This is a genomic window from Glycomyces sp. NPDC021274, from assembly GCF_040641195.1.
GTDB lineage: Bacteria > Actinomycetota > Actinomycetes > Mycobacteriales > Micromonosporaceae > Glycomyces.
This window is the reverse complement of the sequence record NZ_JBFADC010000002.1, coordinates 760,958-776,374: the sequence shown is the minus strand read 5'-3', so window position 1 is coordinate 776,374 and position 15,417 is coordinate 760,958. Positions and strand designations below refer to the sequence as shown.

Below are 15,417 nucleotides of genomic sequence, written 5' to 3'. Positions count from 1 at the left end.
TAAATTGAAGCGCGTCACTTGAATAGTGACCGGTCACTATAAGGCTCGATGCGAAGGAGCGTCAATGCCCGATCCCCTAGCCGCATCCGGCCAGGCCGCGATGCGCCACCGGAGGGCCGCCCCATGAGCGCGACCTCTGAGCTGCGCGGCCTGCGGGGGCGCGGCGCGACGGCCAAGAAGGAGAACAAGGCGGCCTTCTGGTTCCTGCTGCCGTGGTTCCTCGGGCTCCTCGCGGTGACGCTGGGCCCCATGGCGGCCTCGCTCGCCCTGAGCTTCACCGACTACAACCTGCTGCAGAACGCCGAGTTCACCGGGCTCGACAACTTCACCCGCATGTGGGGCGACCAGCGTCTCCACAGCTCCCTGGGCGTCACCTTCACCTACGTGTTCGTCTCGGTGCCGCTGCAGCTGGCCATGGCACTGGGCCTGGCGCTCCTGCTCGACCGGGGACTGCGCGGCCTGGCGCTGTACCGGTCGGCGTTCTACCTGCCTTCGCTGCTGGGCGCCAGCGTCGCGATCGCGATCCTGTGGCGGACCGTGTTCGGCACCGACGGCCTGTTCAACCAGGGTCTGGGACTGATCGGCATTGAGGGGCGCGGCTGGATCTCCGAACCCGAGACCGCCCTGGGCACGCTGATCACGTTGAACGTGTGGACGTTCGGCTCGCCGATGGTGATCTTCCTGGCCGGACTCCGTCAGATTCCGCGCATGTACTACGAAGCCGCGAACGTCGACGGTGCCTCCAAATGGCGCCAGTTCCGGTCGGTCACGCTGCCACTGCTGACACCGATCATCTTCTTCAACCTGGTCCTGCAGATCATCCACGCGTTCCAGTCGTTCACCCAGGCGTACATCGTCTCCGGAGGGACCGGCGGACCGGCCGACTCCACTTTGTTCTACACGCTGTACCTGTACCAGCGCGGCTTCGGGAACTTCGACATGGGCTACGCCTCGGCCATGGCCTGGCTGCTGCTGCTCATCATCGGCGCCTTCACCGCCGTCAACTTCTGGGCCTCCAAGTATTGGGTTTTCTACAATGACTGACACCCTCGCCCAGACCACCGACACCGCCGCGCCGGGAACTTCGGGCCCAAGGCTCCGCAGTCGACCCCGCGGAGGGAACCGCCCGGTCCGCTCGATCCTCAAGCACGCACTGCTGATCTTGTGCGCCTTGGTGATGCTCTACCCGGTGCTGTGGATGATCGTGTCATCCCTGCGGCCCGAAGACGTGATCTTCCGCGACCCCAGCCTGATCCTGCGTGACCTCGAGGCCGGCAACTACGCCGAAGGCTGGAACGCGTTCGCGAACCCGTTCAGCCACTTCCTGATCAACTCGGGGATCGTGGTCCTCGGTGCGATCATCGGCAACCTCATCGCCTGCTCGATGGCCGCCTACGCCTTCGCCAGGCTCGAATTCTCCGGCAAGCGGCTCTGGTTCGCGATCATGCTGCTGACGATCATGCTGCCGATCCACGTCATCATCGTCCCGCAGTACGTGCTGTTCTCCCAGTTCGGCTGGGTCAACACGTTCCTGCCGCTGATCGTGCCGAAGTTCCTGGCCACCGACGCGTTCTTCGTGTTCCTCATGGTCCAGTTCATCCGCGGCATCCCCATCGAGCTGGACGAGGCCGCCCGCATCGACGGGGCGGGGCACCCGCGCATCTACTTCCAGGTGATCCTGCCGCTGATGGTCCCGGCGCTGGCGACCACCGCGATCTTCACGTTCATCTGGACGTGGAACGACTTCTTCTCCCAGCTGATCTACCTCACCGACCCCGACCTGTACACCGTCCCGCTGGCCCTGCGGGCCTTTGTGGACGCCCAGGCCGGAACCAACTGGGGCGCGGCGCTCGCCATGAGCGTGCTCTCGCTCCTGCCGATCTTCCTGGCATTCCTCTTCGGACAGAAGTTCCTGCTCAGGGGGATCGCCACCACCGGCGGCAAGTGACCCTTCACCACCCTTCAACAGCATTCGCAAAGGAGCGACATCATGGAACGCAGACTCATCTTCCGCGGGCTCGGGGCCTCCGCGGTGGCCCTGCCCGGCCTGGCCGCCTGCGGCACCGGCGGCGGCGCCGACGTGGAACTGTCCGACGAGGACGTCACCCTCCGCATGACGTGGTGGGGATCGGACCTGCGGCACGGCCTCACGCAGGAGGCCATCGAGGCGTTCCAGAAGGAGCACCCGAACATCACCGTCAAGACCGAGTTCAAGGACTGGACCGGCTACTGGGACGCCTTGGCCACCACCACCGCCGCGAACGACTCGCCCGACGTGATCCAGATGGACGAGCAGTACCTCGCCTCCTACGGCGAACGCGGCACGCTCCTCGACCTCGCCGACGCCGAGGAGTACCTCGACACCTCGAAGATCGATGAGTCCCTGATGGACTCCGGCAAGGTCGGCGGCACGCAGTACGCGGTGCCGATCGGCGCGGGAGTGCTGACGCTGGTCGCCAACGCCGACCTGTTCGCCCAGTACGGCGTCGAGCTGCCCGACGACTCCGCCTGGACCTGGGAGGACTACGCGGCCCTCGCCGCCGAGCTGACCGAGAAGAGCGGCGGGGCGATCAGCGGCTCGGGCGTCACCGGCGGCTTCGACCACGGTTCGGTGCGCTATTGGGCCCGGCAGAACGGCTCCGACCTGTTCACCGAGGGCGGCGACGTCGCCCTCGACCCCGCGCTGCTGGTCGAGCAATGGGAGTTCTTCCTCGGCCTGATGGAGTCCGGCGCCGTCGAGAGTGCCGCGGCAATGGTCGAGAGCATCAACGGCGGCGTCGACTCCGGCAACATCGCCACCGGGAAAGTGGCGATGGGGAACGCCTACAACACCATGATCAGCGCCCTGCGCAACGCCTCCGGAGCCGACCTGCGCCTGCTCCGGCCCCCGCTCAAGGAGGGCGGCGACGAAGGGCTCTACTTCAAACCGTCCATGTACTGGTCGATCTCCTCCCAGAGCGAGCACCCGGCCGAGGCGGCGCTCCTGATCGACTTCCTGGTCAACAGCGAGGCCGCCGCGGACATCCTCAAGACCGAGCGCGGCATCCCCGCCAACACCGCCATCCGCGAACGGGTCAGCGCCGACCTCGAAGAGGGCGACCAGCTCGCCCTCGACTACATGAACTCGATCGAGCCCGGACCTGTCTCCCCGGTGACCCCCAACGGCGGCAGCAACGTCGACCCGATGATCCAGCGTTACGCCCAGGAGGTGTACTTCGGCGAGCGCGAGCCCGCTGAGGCGGCCGAGGCGTTCGTCGCGGAGCTGCAAGGCGAGATCGACGCCGCCAAGTGACCCCGTTCAGGCAGCCGCCGTGCGACGGCTGCCTGAACCGAACACCCACCCGAAGAGAAAGAGCAGCAACTCCATGACCCGAAACCTGGTGCTCCGGGCCGCCGTGATCGGCACCGGCGGCATCGCCGGCGCCCACGCGGCGGCCCTGGCCGACCTTCCCGACCGCGTCGAAATCGCCGCTGTGGCCGACCTCGACTCCCAGCGGGCGGCCGCGTTCGCCGAGCGGTTCGCGATACCCGCCGTCTACCCCGACGCCGAAGCCCTGTTCGCGGGCGAAGCGCTCGACCTCGTCCACATCTGCACCCCGCCGGTGAGCCATGCGCCCCTGGCGATCACCGCGATGCGCGCAGGCGTGCCGGCACTGGTCGAAAAGCCGACCGCGCTGAGCCTGGCCGAAATGGACGAACTCGCGGCCGTCCACGCCGAGACCGGCGTGCCCGTGCTGACGGTGTTCCAGCACCGGTTCGGGGCCGCGGCCGTGCGCCTGCGCGCGCTGGCCGCATCGGGCAAGCTCGGCCGCCCGCTCGTGGCGACCTGCGAGACGCTCTGGTACCGCGACGACGCGTACTTCGCCGTCCCCTGGCGCGGGCGCTGGGAGAACGAGGGCGGCGGGCCGACGATGGGCCACGGCATCCACCAGTTCGACCTGCTCCTGTCGATCCTCGGGCCCTGGGCCGAGGTCACCGCCATGGCCGGGCGGCTCTCCCGCCCCACCGACACCGAGGACGTCTCGACGGCGCTCCTGCGCTTCGAGAACGGCTGCCTCGCAACGGTGGTGAACTCGGTCGTGTCCCCGCGCGAGACCTCCCGGCTCCGCTTCGACTTCGAGCACGCCACCGTCGAGGTCGAGCACCTCTACGGCTACACCGAGGCCGACTGGCGCTTCACCCCTGCACCAGGGCACGAGCACCTCGCGGACCTGTGGCAGGCCGAGAGCGGGCCCGACCGGGTGAGCGGCCACGCCCTCCAGATCGAGGCGATCATCGACGCGCTTGCCGCGGGCGAAGCGCCCGCCGTGGGCCTCACCGAGGCCCGCCGGACCCTGGAGCTCGCGGCCGCGACCTACGCCTCGGCGTTCCGCGGCCGACCGGTGGCCGCCGGTTCCTTCGGCCCAGAAGACCCGTTCACCCGCTGCATGGACGGCGGCGCCGTCCCGTGGAACCCGATCAAGGAGCGATCAGCATGACCGGTCTCGACATCCGCCACCACCTGGGCACCTCCCTCACCGTCGGCGACGGCGGAGTGGACCTCTTCGAGTACGTCTACGGGCCCGACTCTCCGCAGTTGGAGTCGCCGAAGCCGTACCTGCACCCGATCCGCACGCGCGCCGGTCGCACGGTGAGCCTGTTCCGGCCCTGGGACCATGTGTGGCACAAGGGCATTGCCCTGTCGCTCCCGCACGTGGGGGAGGAGAACTTCTGGGGCGGACCGACCTACGTCCACGGTCAGTTCTACGTGCAGCTGGAGAACAACGGCACCCAGCAGCACCGCGAGTTCACCGAGCTCGGCACGGTCGAGGGCACCGCCCGCATCGCCCATCGGCTGGACTGGATCACCCAGTCCGGCAGCAAGTACTTCGCCGAGGAACGCTCGATCACCGCGCGGGTCCTCTCGGATGAGGCGTGGATGCTGACCTTCGAGACGACGCTCCACAATGTCTCCGGAGAGGACATCGCGTTCGGGTCGCCGACCACGAAGGGCCGCGAGAACGCCGGCTACGGCGGCCTGTTCTGGCGCGGGCCCCGTTCGTTCACCGATGGCCGCCTGGTGACGGCGGACGGCTCGGGATCCGGCAGCGAGATGCGCGGAGGCCGCCACGAGTGGATGGGCTTCGCCGGACGCCACGACCACGACGACGCCACCTCGCTGGTGCTCATGGTCGACGACGCCGCCAACCCGCAGCACCCGCCGCAGTGGTTCGCCCGCTCTGAGGAGTTCGCCGCCCTCAACCCGGCGCCGTTCTTCTCCGAGGAGCTCACCGTCCCCGACGGCGAGACGCTGCGCCTGCGCTACGGCGTCGGAATCGCCGACGCCGACGCCGACGCGGCGTCCGATCTCGCCGATGCGGTGCGAAGCGGATTGGCGGATGCCGCAACGTCTTCGGGTGCCTGATCCCGTGACTCCCGGCCGCGCCGGGGCGGATCAGTGCGGAGGGCTCCGGAACACGCGACGTCCGATCTCCGCCTGATAGCCGAGCCGGGTTCGCTCCAGATGCGCGACCGCTGCCCGGCCGGCCGCCTCGGCGTCGCCCTTGCGGATCGCATCCAGGATGGCGGCGTGCTCGTCGCGGGCGGCCAGGAGCGGTCCGCCGCTGAAGCCGTCGAAGGCGGCGACGACCACGCGGTGCTGCAGCGACTGCGCGGATGCGATGGACTCGGCGAGGAGCGGGTTGTGCGCGGCGGCCGCCACCGCGCGGTGGAAGCCTTCGTCGGCCTTCGTCGCCGCCGGGACATCACCGCTCTCGGCGGCGGCGGAGTAGTCGGCGAGCGCGGTGTCGATGGCCACCAGCTCAGCCGGTGTCGCGCGGTGCGCGGCGAACTCGGCGGCCGCCCGCTCCTGGATGCCGCGGTACTCGAACAGCATCATCACGTGGTCGATGCTGGTGGGGGCGAACGCGTTCGCCACCTGCTCACCGAGGTCGCCCGCATCGGCGACGAAGATCCCGCGGCCCCGCTGGACGGTGATTCGGCCGGTCGCCGCGAGTGTCTTGATCGCGTCTCGGGCGATGGTCCGGCTGATGCCGAGCAGCTGGGCGAACCGCGCCTCGGTGGGCAGGCGGTCGCCCGGCCCGAACCCCTGCTCGTCGATGTACTGCATGATCTGCTCGGCGGCCCTCGAGTACCCGGGTCGGTACACGGATGCCGCCTCGGCCACGGGCCCGGCGGTTTCAGTCATCAACTACCTCTCAGTGCTCCGTTACATATAAGCACGGTTCATATGCCGCGTCCAATCCCAGGATCACCGGTCGCGATGACACCGCTTCACTTGCCCTGACTCGGAACAGCGGTGTGGTCGCGGTACCGCAGGCAAACGCTTCATTGATCTATTGACATGCATCATTGTGCTGCTAGACTCTGCGATGAATCCTATTCAATCCTGCTTTATCGACGGCATTCCTCGGTGACAGTCCAAATGAACCTGCTTCATTGTCGTTCGGGAGTGATTCGCTCGAGATCGGCGGACAGCGTCGCGAGGCGTCGATTCCCGCAACCCGAGAGGGAGAGCATGAGATCCACGATCAGCACCCGAAGAACCGGCATCCTGGCGGTCATGGTGGCGATGGCGGTCGCCCTGGCCGGCTTCGTACCGGTCGACGGCGCCCGGGCGGCCGTCCAGCACTCGTTCTACGTGTCCCCCACAGGGAGCGACAGCAACGCCGGCACCTCCGCCGGCGCGCCATGGGCCACCCTGGAGAAGGCGCGCAACCACATCCGGCAGTACGACCTGAACGACGACATGACCGGTGACGTCGTCGTCTACCTGCGCGGCGGGCGGCACACCCGCACCGCACCGTTCGACCTGACCGACGCCGACTCCGGTTCCAACGGCTTCAAAGTCGTCTACCGGGCCTATCCCGGCGAGACCCCCATCATCGACGGCGGCAAGGCCGTCACCGGCTGGAAGCCGGTCAGCGGCGCCCCCTACTACGTCGCCGACGTACCCGAGTCCCGCGGCTACGCCGACTACTTCCGGCAGCTGTACGTCGGCGGCAAGCGCGCCCAGATCGCGATGAGCGAGGGCATCGCCGGCAGCGCCTTCTGGAACGACGCCGCGATCCCCAACCCCCCGGCGAACCCGGACCGCCCCGGCCGCTCCTACGACGGCATCACGTTCCCCGCAGGGAGCGTGCCGGACTACGCCAACGTCACCGACGTCCGCCTCTTCCACATCGCGATCGGCTTCAAGGCCGACTACTTCCCGCTGGTCGACATCAGCACCAGCGGTGCCGACAAGCGCGTCCAGCTCGCGCAGCCGCATTTCCAGGTCCGGCTGAACCGCGACTCGGGCGCATCGCTCGACTACGACCACACGTTCTACTTCATGAACGCGTTCGAGGAGCTGGACGCGCCCGGCGAGTGGTACCTCGACCGGGCGACCGACAAGGTGTACTACTACCCGATGCCGGGGGAGGACGTGAACGCCGCCGGCGCCTACGTCCCAGTAGCCGAGTCGCTGGTGAACATCAAGGGCCGCAGCACGACCGCGAAGGCGCGCGACATCACGTTCGACGGCGTAACCTTCGAGCACGGCAACTGGCTGCTGCCGCGCGACCGCCACATCGGCGGCACCCAGGCCGAGGCGCTGTACGCCGACGACCCGTTCAGGGACCCGAACTTCGACGGGTACGGGGGCGAGGTGCCCGGCCAGATCAGGCTCACCAACACCAACAGGATCACCTTCGCGAACAACACGGTCCGCAAGATGGGCAGCGGCGGCCTCCAACTGCTCAACGGCGCCGAGAACACCACGGTCACCGGCAACGTCTTCCACAACCTCACCGCGGCCGGCATCATCGCCGGCCGATGGATGGACGTGAAAGCCGGCAGCGCGGTGCGCACCAAGAACATCGTCATCAAGAACAACATCGTGGCGGACACGGGCGACGACTTCTTCCAGGCGACCGGCATCAGCCTGATGAACACGTACAACGCCGAAGTCACGCACAATCTCGTCTACGACACCGCCTACATGGGATTCCACCAGCGCAAATCGGACGAGTTCAATCTGGTCGACGGCGTGGACGGCGTCGGGCGGACCACGTTCAGCCACAACGAGCTCTACAACGCCACCGCGAAGCACACCTGGGGCATGTACGACGGCGGCGCCGTCTACACGTTCGGCGCGTGGCCCGGTTCCGTGTTCAGCCACAACTACGTGCACGACCACACGTCGTCCTCGAACTTCTACAGCGACAACCAGAGCTACCAGACCCGCTGGGACTACAACGTCTCGCAGAACGGCCGGTTCGACTGGTCGAACCGCTACCGCCAGCCCTTGTCGGTGTACGCCTCGCACAACTACACCGACGCGACCAACAGCACGACCAGCGGCGCCATCTTCGACCGCGACGGTGGCCCGCACGTCGTCAGGGACGGCGCGTGGCCGGCAGAGGCACGCTCCATCATGGACGAATCCGGGCCGCAGCCCGCCTTCGAGCACCTGCGGTCGAAGGTGCCCGCGACCAACCTCGCCAACGCCGCCACCCTGTCCGACCGCAGCAGCTGGTCCAACTCGCCGGCCATCATGTTCGACGAGACCACGCTGACCGGAGAGGCGGCGTCCGAACAGAACGAGGCGTGGGCGCAGTTCGACTTCGGAGGCGACTACAACACGTTCACCTTCACGATCCAGCAGGACGACTGCTGCACGTGGATGACCACGCACTGGAAGGTCCAGCGGTGGAGCGCCAGCCAGAACGCCTGGATCGACATCATGGCCTACCAGGCGATCAACACGACCGCTCCGGTCGTGTACAAGCCCCCCACGTATGTGGCCACCACCGGCATCCGGCTGTACGTGCGGAACACCAACACCGGCGGGAAGATCGGCGTACAGGAGTTCACCGCCACCGGCGTCGCCAAGGGATAGCGCCGCGCTCCCCCTGAAGCGAACGACCTCGCCGGCCCGTGGCGGGCCGGCGGGGTCGTCTCTAAGGTTGCCGTCATGCCAATGCACTTCGTCACGCACGGAACCGGAACCCCCGTCCTTGCGATCCACGGCTGGACCCCCGACCACCGCCTCATGACCGGCTTCATGGAGCCGTTCTTCGCGCGCCGCGCCGCCGCGCGCCCCGGCGGTCGCTCCTACCGCCGCCTCTACCCCGATCTTCCCGGCATGGGCCAGACCGAGATCACCGAGAAGTACCAGGGCTCGGACGACATGCTCGACGCCCTCCAGGGCTTCGTGGACCACCTGATCGGCGACGCGCCGTTCATCGTCGTCGGGGAGTCCTACGGCGGCTACCTCGCCCGCGCCGTCGCCAACTCCCGCCCCGGCCAGGTGCTCGGCCTCGGCCTGGTGTGCCCCATCGGGGAACACGCCCGCCACTCCCAACGGACCCTCCCGCCCCACACCGTGATCGCCGCCGACCCCGTGTTCATGGCCGGGCTGCCCAAGGCGGACGCCGCCTCCTACGGCGAGCTCGCGGTCGTGCAGTCCCCGGAGACGTTCCGCCGCTTCCGCGAAGAGATCGCGCCGGGCCTCGCGCTGGCCGACGACGAGGGCCTGGCACGGGTGGCGCGCCACTACGAGCTGAGCACCGCCCCCGAATCCGGCGCGCCGTTCGAGCGGCCCTCGCTGATCGTGACCGGTCGGCAGGACGACAACACCGGTTACGCCGATGTCTATGCGCTGCTTGAGCACTACCCGCGGGCGACGTTCGCCGTCCTCGACCGGGCGGGGCACAACCTGCAGCTCGAGCAGCCGGTACTGCTCGACGCCTTCCTGGACGAATGGCTGGACCGCGTCGAGGAGGCCGCGGCGAGCTGACCATGCGGTCGGTGCGTCCGGCCGCCGTGCGCACGCGGAAGAGGCCCGCCCGGAAGTCGCAACCTCCGGGCGGGCCTTTGTGCGTCCTCTTAGGACTTGACGCGGAGCGTCTTGACCTCGAAGGGGCGCAACGTGACCGGCACATGGACCGTGCCGTCGGGCATCCGCACCGCCTCGATCTCCGCGCCGGGGCGTTCGATGAGGTCGGCCGCGACGACCGAGCCGGCCGGGACGCCCGCCAGCTCGATCGACGTGGACACCCGTGAACCGGCCGACTCGTACATCCGCACCACGAGATCGCCGGAGCGGTCGTCGGCCAGCTTCACGGCGCTCACGATCACCGCCGGGTCCTGCGAACGCGCGAGGGCGCGCACGTCGGCGCCGGAGGCCGTCCGCAGCGGCGACTGCATCGCCCAGCCGGCCTCGGTCGCCGAGGCGGGGGAGGCGCCGACGAGCACGCCGAAGCGCATCCGGTGGCGCCCGCGGTCCGCCCGCGGGTCGGGGAACTTCGGGGCCCGCAGCAGCGAGAACCGCGCGTTCTGCACGACCTCGCGGCCCCCGCTCTCGCGGCCGACGTCGAAGCCGTGGCTGGACTCGTTGAGGAACGCGACGCCGAAGCCGGGCTCCTGCACGAGGAACCACCGCTGCGCGTGCGTCTCGAACCGCGCCGCCTCCCACGAGGTGTTCTCGTGGTTGGCGCGGCGGTGGTGGCCGAACTGCGTCTCGGCCACGACCTCGTCGGTGAACACCTCGACGGGGAAGGCGAGCTTGAGGAACTTCTCCTCCTCCTGCCAGTCCACGTCGCAGTCGATCACGAGGAGGCGCCCGTCGTCCGCCAGCGCGAGCCGCTGCTCGATCGAGGAGGCGCCGAAGGCGCGGCGCACCACGACGGCGTCGCCGTCGACCGACACCTCGGCCGGGCCGTCGAGGTCCTCGCGCATGGCGAAGTAGTGCTCGTCGACATCCCATGCGTCCCACATGTTCGGGAAGTCCTGGTGCAGCTGCAGCGCGTTGCCGGCCCTGCCCGGCGCGATCGCTTCGCGGCCGGTCGTGCGGTCGACGAGGCTGCGCACGAGGCCGCGGTCGTCGATCGCGACGCGCACGGACGCGCTCTCGAGCACGAACGCGTTCCCTTCCGCGCGTGCAGAGGACGGCGCGGCGGGCTCGGCGACGGCCACCGACCCGGCCGGGACGCCCCGGCGTGCGACCGGCGCGGCGTTCAGGGCGAGCTCGGCACCGACCGGGCCCGCGTCGAGGCCGTCGGCTCCGGCGGTCACGCCAAGGGCGGCAAGGGATTCGGCGATGATGCGCCGCAGCGCGGTGGCGACGCGCGCGTAGCGTTCCTCGGCCTCGCGGTGGACCCAGGCGATCGAGGTGCCGGGCAGGATGTCGTGGAACTGCAGCAGCAGCACCTCCCGCCACAGCTCGTCGAGCTCGTCGTACGGGTAGGCGCGGCCGGTGCGCACGGCGGCGGCCGCGGCCCACAGCTCGGCCTCGGCGAGCAGCCGCTCGCTCGTGCGGTTGCCCTGCTTCGTGCGGTGCTGGGTGGTGAACGTGCCGCGGTGGAGTTCGAGGTACAGCTCGCCGCGCCACACGCCGGGCTCGGGGAGCTCCGCCATGGCCTTGTCGAAGAACTCGTTCGGCGATTCGAAGACGACCCGCGGGCTGCCTTCGAGGTCGGCCATGCGCTTGGCGCGGGCGAGCATCTCGCGGGTGGTGCCGCCGCCGCCGTCGCCCCAGCCGGTCGGGGCGAGCGAGTGCCGCGCGACGGACTTCTCCTTGAACTGGCGCGCCGCGCGGGCGACCTCCTCGCCCGAGAGCTGGGCGTTGTAGGTGTCCATCGGCGGGAAGTGGGTGAAGATCCGGCTGCCGTCGTTGCCCTCCCACAGGAAGGTGTGGTGGGGGAAGCGGTTGACCTGGTTCCAGGAGATCTTCTGGGTGAGGAACCACTCGAAGCCGGCGCCGGTGAGGAGCTGCGGGAGGGCCCCGGAGTAGCCGAAGCTGTCGGGCAGCCAGGCCCCGCGGCATTCGATCCCGAACTCCTCGCGGAAGAACCGCTGGCCCTGGCTGATCTGGCGGATGAAGCTCTCACCGGACGGCAGCACCGCGTCGGGCTCGACCCACATGCCGCCGATGGGCACGAAGCGCCCGTCCGCGACGGCCTTCTTGACCCGGGCGAAGACCTCGGGCCGGTCCTGCTTCATCCAGGCGAACTGCTGGGCGCTGGACATGGCGTAGACGAAGTCCTCGTCCTCGTCGAGGAGGGTGGCCATGGAGCTGGAGGTGCGGGACACCTTGCGCACGGTCTCGCGCAGCGGCCACAGCCACGCGGAGTCGATGTGCGCGTGGCCGACCGCGCTGATGCGGTGCGCGCTGGGCTCGGCGGGGCTGGCGAGGACCTCCTGGAGCGCCTCGCGGGCGGCGGCGGCCGTCGCGGGGATGTCCTGGAGGTCGACGCGGTTGAGCGCGTTGTCCAGTGCCCGGAGGATCCTGGCGCGGCGCGCGGAGTCCTCGGGGAGTTCGGTCGCGAGCTGGTGCAGCACTTCGACGTCGTGGACGAGTTCGAAGACCTCCTCCTCGAACACGCAGACGTCGGCCCGGCGGATCCGGTACAGCTCCTCGTCGCTGGAGGTGAGCACGTCGCCCTCCTCGGTCGGGAGGAAGGGGTGGTAGTCGAGCAGCACGGGGTTCGACGCGGCCTCGACGTAGTACTCGATCCGTTCGCCGCCTTCGGCCTTGGGCGAGACGGGGATCCACTGGGCGCGCGGGTTGAGCGAGCGCACGGCCTCGCCGTCCGGGGTGTACACGAGCCCTTCGGCCTGGAAGCCGGGCATGTTGACGTCGAAGCCGAGGTCGGCGACGATCTCGACGCGGCGGCCGGCGAAGGCCGCCGGCACCTCCCCGGTGAGGCGCAGCCAGGTGGTGCCCCAGGCGCGGCCCCAGTGGTCGCCCACGTCGACCGGGGCGTACTCGGCGTTCAGGCCCTGCGCGGCCGGGATCGGCTCGCCGTCGACGGCGTGCGCGGCGATCGCGAGCGGGTGGGGGTCGGCGTAGACGGCCGGCCGCAGGCGTTCGGCCAGCACCCGGGTGACTCGGCCCATGGTCAGGGCCTGGTTGTCATGCATCTGCGGTACTTCCTTCCTTCGCGCGCACCTCGTCGTGCGCGCGGACGGCGTTCGATTGAACCAGGCGAATCTGGGGATGCCCACCGCGTCGGGCCTCGTCCATGTAGGCGGTCCAGAAATCGCCGCCGGGGGCGAGACCGGCGCGGCCGCCGACGGCGGCGAGATCGAGGTCGATCACGTTGGCGGGGGCCGAAGGCGGCGCTTTCCGTGCGGCGGCGACCGCGTCGCGCACTTGCAGCCCTTCGGGTTTGATGCGGCCGTGCTCGTCGATGAGGCCGAGGTCGTATTCGAGCTCGGGGAAGTCGCCGAGGCCGCGGCTCACGTCGTGCGAGCACCACCAGGTGATGCCGTACAGGTGCGGCGCCTGCGCGAGCTGCTCGACCGTGCCCTCGATGAAGCCGGGGACCGACGCTGCGGGCAGCACGTTCCGCGGCGCGCCGAGCTCCTGCGCCCAGATCCCCTTGTCAGGGTCGGTCTGGAAGGCGCGGGCGACCTCGACCATGTAGCGGGCGTGCGCGCGGGTCTCGAACGCGTCGGGCCCGAACCGCTGGGCGGTGCCGTTGAACACCCAGGAGTGCGCGACGCTGAGGTCGCCGTGACGGGCCACGTGCTCGAGGGTGAACGGCTGCGTGTCGTCGTACCAGCTCGCGTCGTAGCAGGCGTGGAGCGCCAGCAGTTCCGGTGCGCCCCTGCGGATCGCGCCGATCATCCGGTCGAGCCACGCCGTGATCTGCACGCTCGTCGCCGGGTGCGGCTGCGGATGCACGGTGCCGGTGAACTGGTTCACCTCGTTGCCCACAGTCACAGCGAACGCGTTCGGATGCGCGGACACGGTGCGCGCCAACGTCTCCAGGTAGTAAGCGGTCGCGGCGACCACGTTCTCGTCGACGAACATGTTGCGCTCGTGCCAGGAGACCAGCCAGGAGGGCAGCAGGTCGAAGCTCGACAGGTGCCCCTGCAGGCCGTCGACCGCGACCTCGAGCCCGCGTTCGCCCGCGAGCTCGACGACCCGGTCGAGGCGGCCCAGCGCCGCCGCGCTGACCACGGTCGGATTCGGCTGGAAGATCGGCCAGAGCGGGAACACGCGCACATGGTCGGCGCCGAGTTCGCGGATCGCGTCGAAGTCGCGGGCGACCTCGTCGGCGTCGAAATCGATCCAGTGATGGAACCATCCGACGCGCGGCGTGTAGTTGACGCCGAACCTCATCTGCCACCTCTCTCTGCTGTTGCGCCCGAGACCGCCCGAGGGGCCGCCGCTCATGCGCGGTGCGGGTAGATCGGCGCGGCCGCATCCGGACCGCGTTCCGGATCACTGTAGCGCTTTAGTACCGCGTCGTGCACGCGCTCTCCCACCCGCCGGATAGGCTCGGACATCAAGCAGTTGAGTGAAGGAGCCCGGCATGGTCGACGCAGCCAACCCCGCCGAACCGGCGCGCAAGCGCAAACGCGTGACGATCGCCGACATCGCCGAACGCGCGGGCGTCACCAGCGGCGCCGTGTCACTCGCCGTCAACGGCAAGCCCGGCGTCTCCGACGCGACCCGGGCCCGCATCCTCGACGTGGCGCGCGAGCTGCGCTGGCGCCCGAGCCATGCGGCGCAGACCCTCATGGGGAAGAACTCCGAGGCGGTGGGGCTCGTGCTGGCGCGGCCGGCGGAGGTGATCGGCGAGGAGATCTTCTTCTCGAAGTTCATCGCGGGCGTGCAGTCGACGCTGAGCGGCCGCGGCTACTCGCTGATGCTGCAGATGGCCGAGGACACCGCCGCCGAGTGCGCCATCCACCAGGCGTGGATCCTGGACGGCCGGGTGGACGGGATCCTGGTCCTCGACCCGCGCATCGACGACCCGCGCATCGAGGCGCTCGCGAGCCTGGACCACCCCACGATCGTGGTGGGCGGCCAGACCGACGAGCGGTCCGTGCGGTCGCTGCACGTCGACAACGGCGGCGCGATGCGGCTGATCATGGACCACCTCCACGGCCTCGGCCACGACCGCGTCGCCTATGTGACCGGCGACCAGGCCTTCCGCCACATCAGCGAGCGCATGGACGCGTTCTCGCAGTTCTGTGTGGACCACGGCGTCTGGGGGCAGTCGCTCGCCGGGAACTTCGACCCCGAGCGCGCCCGCGAGGCGACCGCGCGGCTGGCGGGCGCGCCGCGGCCGCCCACGGCGATCGTGTACGACAGCGAGGTCATGGCCATCGCCGGGATGAGCACCCTCGCCTCCCTCGAACTGCGGGTGCCCGACGACGTCTCCGTGCTGTCGTGGGAGGACTCCACCACCTGCCAGGTCCTGCACCCCACCGTCACTGCGCTCAGCCGCGACGCGGTGTCGCTGGGCCGCACCGCGGCCGCGGAGATCCTGCAGCTCATCGCCGGTGAGCCGGTGGAGCAGGAGGACGTGGAGACCCGCGTCGTGCAGCGCGAGTCCACGGGCGCCCCGCGACGCTGAGCGGGGGCCGCCTTGACAACCCGAGCACCGCAGTGATTTGATGCAACTAAAGCGCTGTAGT

General features: G+C 69.5%; 11 protein-coding genes. 8 read left to right on the top strand and 3 right to left on the bottom strand.

Annotation, left to right across the window (positions count from 1 at the left end; translation table 11 throughout):
• Window positions 1-123: 123 nt before the first annotated feature.
• From AB0I03_RS07325 to AB0I03_RS07305, 5 genes are all read left to right on the top strand, one after another.
• The gene (locus AB0I03_RS07325) at window positions 124-1,044 is read left to right on the top strand and encodes a sugar ABC transporter permease (protein ID WP_360407884.1); all 921 of its coding nucleotides are present in this window, start codon (window positions 124-126) and stop codon (window positions 1,042-1,044) included.
• Complete coding sequence (locus AB0I03_RS07320; protein WP_360407881.1) at window positions 1,037-1,948, top strand: carbohydrate ABC transporter permease; 912 nt, start codon at window positions 1,037-1,039, stop codon at window positions 1,946-1,948. The genes AB0I03_RS07325 and AB0I03_RS07320 overlap by 8 nt, the downstream gene beginning before the upstream one ends.
• Window positions 1,949-1,990: 42 nt before the next feature.
• On the top strand, window positions 1,991-3,292 hold the full coding sequence (locus AB0I03_RS07315; protein ID WP_360407878.1) for an extracellular solute-binding protein: 1,302 nt from the start codon (window positions 1,991-1,993) through the stop codon (window positions 3,290-3,292).
• Window positions 3,293-3,365: 73 nt separating this feature from the next.
• Window positions 3,366-4,478, top strand: coding sequence for a Gfo/Idh/MocA family oxidoreductase (locus AB0I03_RS07310; protein WP_360407875.1), 1,113 nt, complete (start codon window positions 3,366-3,368; stop codon window positions 4,476-4,478).
• Complete coding sequence (locus AB0I03_RS07305; RefSeq protein ID WP_360407872.1) at window positions 4,475-5,404, top strand: PmoA family protein; 930 nt, start codon at window positions 4,475-4,477, stop codon at window positions 5,402-5,404. The genes AB0I03_RS07310 and AB0I03_RS07305 overlap by 4 nt, the downstream gene beginning before the upstream one ends.
• A gap of 30 nt (window positions 5,405-5,434) precedes the next feature.
• On the opposite strand, the gene AB0I03_RS07300 is transcribed toward AB0I03_RS07305, so the two are convergent.
• On the bottom strand, window positions 5,435-6,187 hold the full coding sequence (locus tag AB0I03_RS07300) for an FCD domain-containing protein (protein ID WP_360407869.1): 753 nt from the start codon (window positions 6,185-6,187) through the stop codon (window positions 5,435-5,437).
• Window positions 6,188-6,517: 330 nt separating this feature from the next.
• Here AB0I03_RS07300 and AB0I03_RS07295 point away from each other — a divergent pair, with 330 nt between their 5' ends.
• Window positions 6,518-8,881: a right-handed parallel beta-helix repeat-containing protein gene (locus AB0I03_RS07295; RefSeq protein ID WP_360407866.1), complete on the top strand. Its 2,364-nt coding sequence runs from the start codon at window positions 6,518-6,520 to the stop codon at window positions 8,879-8,881.
• Between the two features lie 75 nt (window positions 8,882-8,956).
• Window positions 8,957-9,781, top strand: coding sequence for an alpha/beta hydrolase (locus AB0I03_RS07290; protein ID WP_360407863.1), 825 nt, complete (start codon window positions 8,957-8,959; stop codon window positions 9,779-9,781).
• Window positions 9,782-9,870: 89 nt separating this feature from the next.
• Here the strand turns inward: AB0I03_RS07290 and AB0I03_RS07285 are convergent, their stop codons facing one another.
• Window positions 9,871-12,906 carry a glycoside hydrolase family 38 C-terminal domain-containing protein gene (locus AB0I03_RS07285; RefSeq protein WP_360407860.1) on the bottom strand — a complete coding sequence of 1,012 codons (3,036 nt, stop codon included), beginning with the start codon at window positions 12,904-12,906 and terminating at the stop codon, window positions 9,871-9,873.
• A complete protein-coding gene (locus AB0I03_RS07280; RefSeq protein ID WP_360407857.1) occupies window positions 12,899-14,113 on the bottom strand; it encodes a glycosyl hydrolase in 1,215 nt (404 codons plus the stop codon). Before AB0I03_RS07280 ends, AB0I03_RS07285 begins: the two co-directional genes overlap by 8 nt.
• 193 nt (window positions 14,114-14,306) lie before the next feature.
• On the opposite strand from AB0I03_RS07280, the gene AB0I03_RS07275 reads away from it, so the two are divergent.
• Window positions 14,307-15,356, top strand: coding sequence for a LacI family DNA-binding transcriptional regulator (locus tag AB0I03_RS07275; RefSeq protein WP_360407854.1), 1,050 nt, complete (start codon window positions 14,307-14,309; stop codon window positions 15,354-15,356).
• Window positions 15,357-15,417 lie beyond the last annotated feature (61 nt).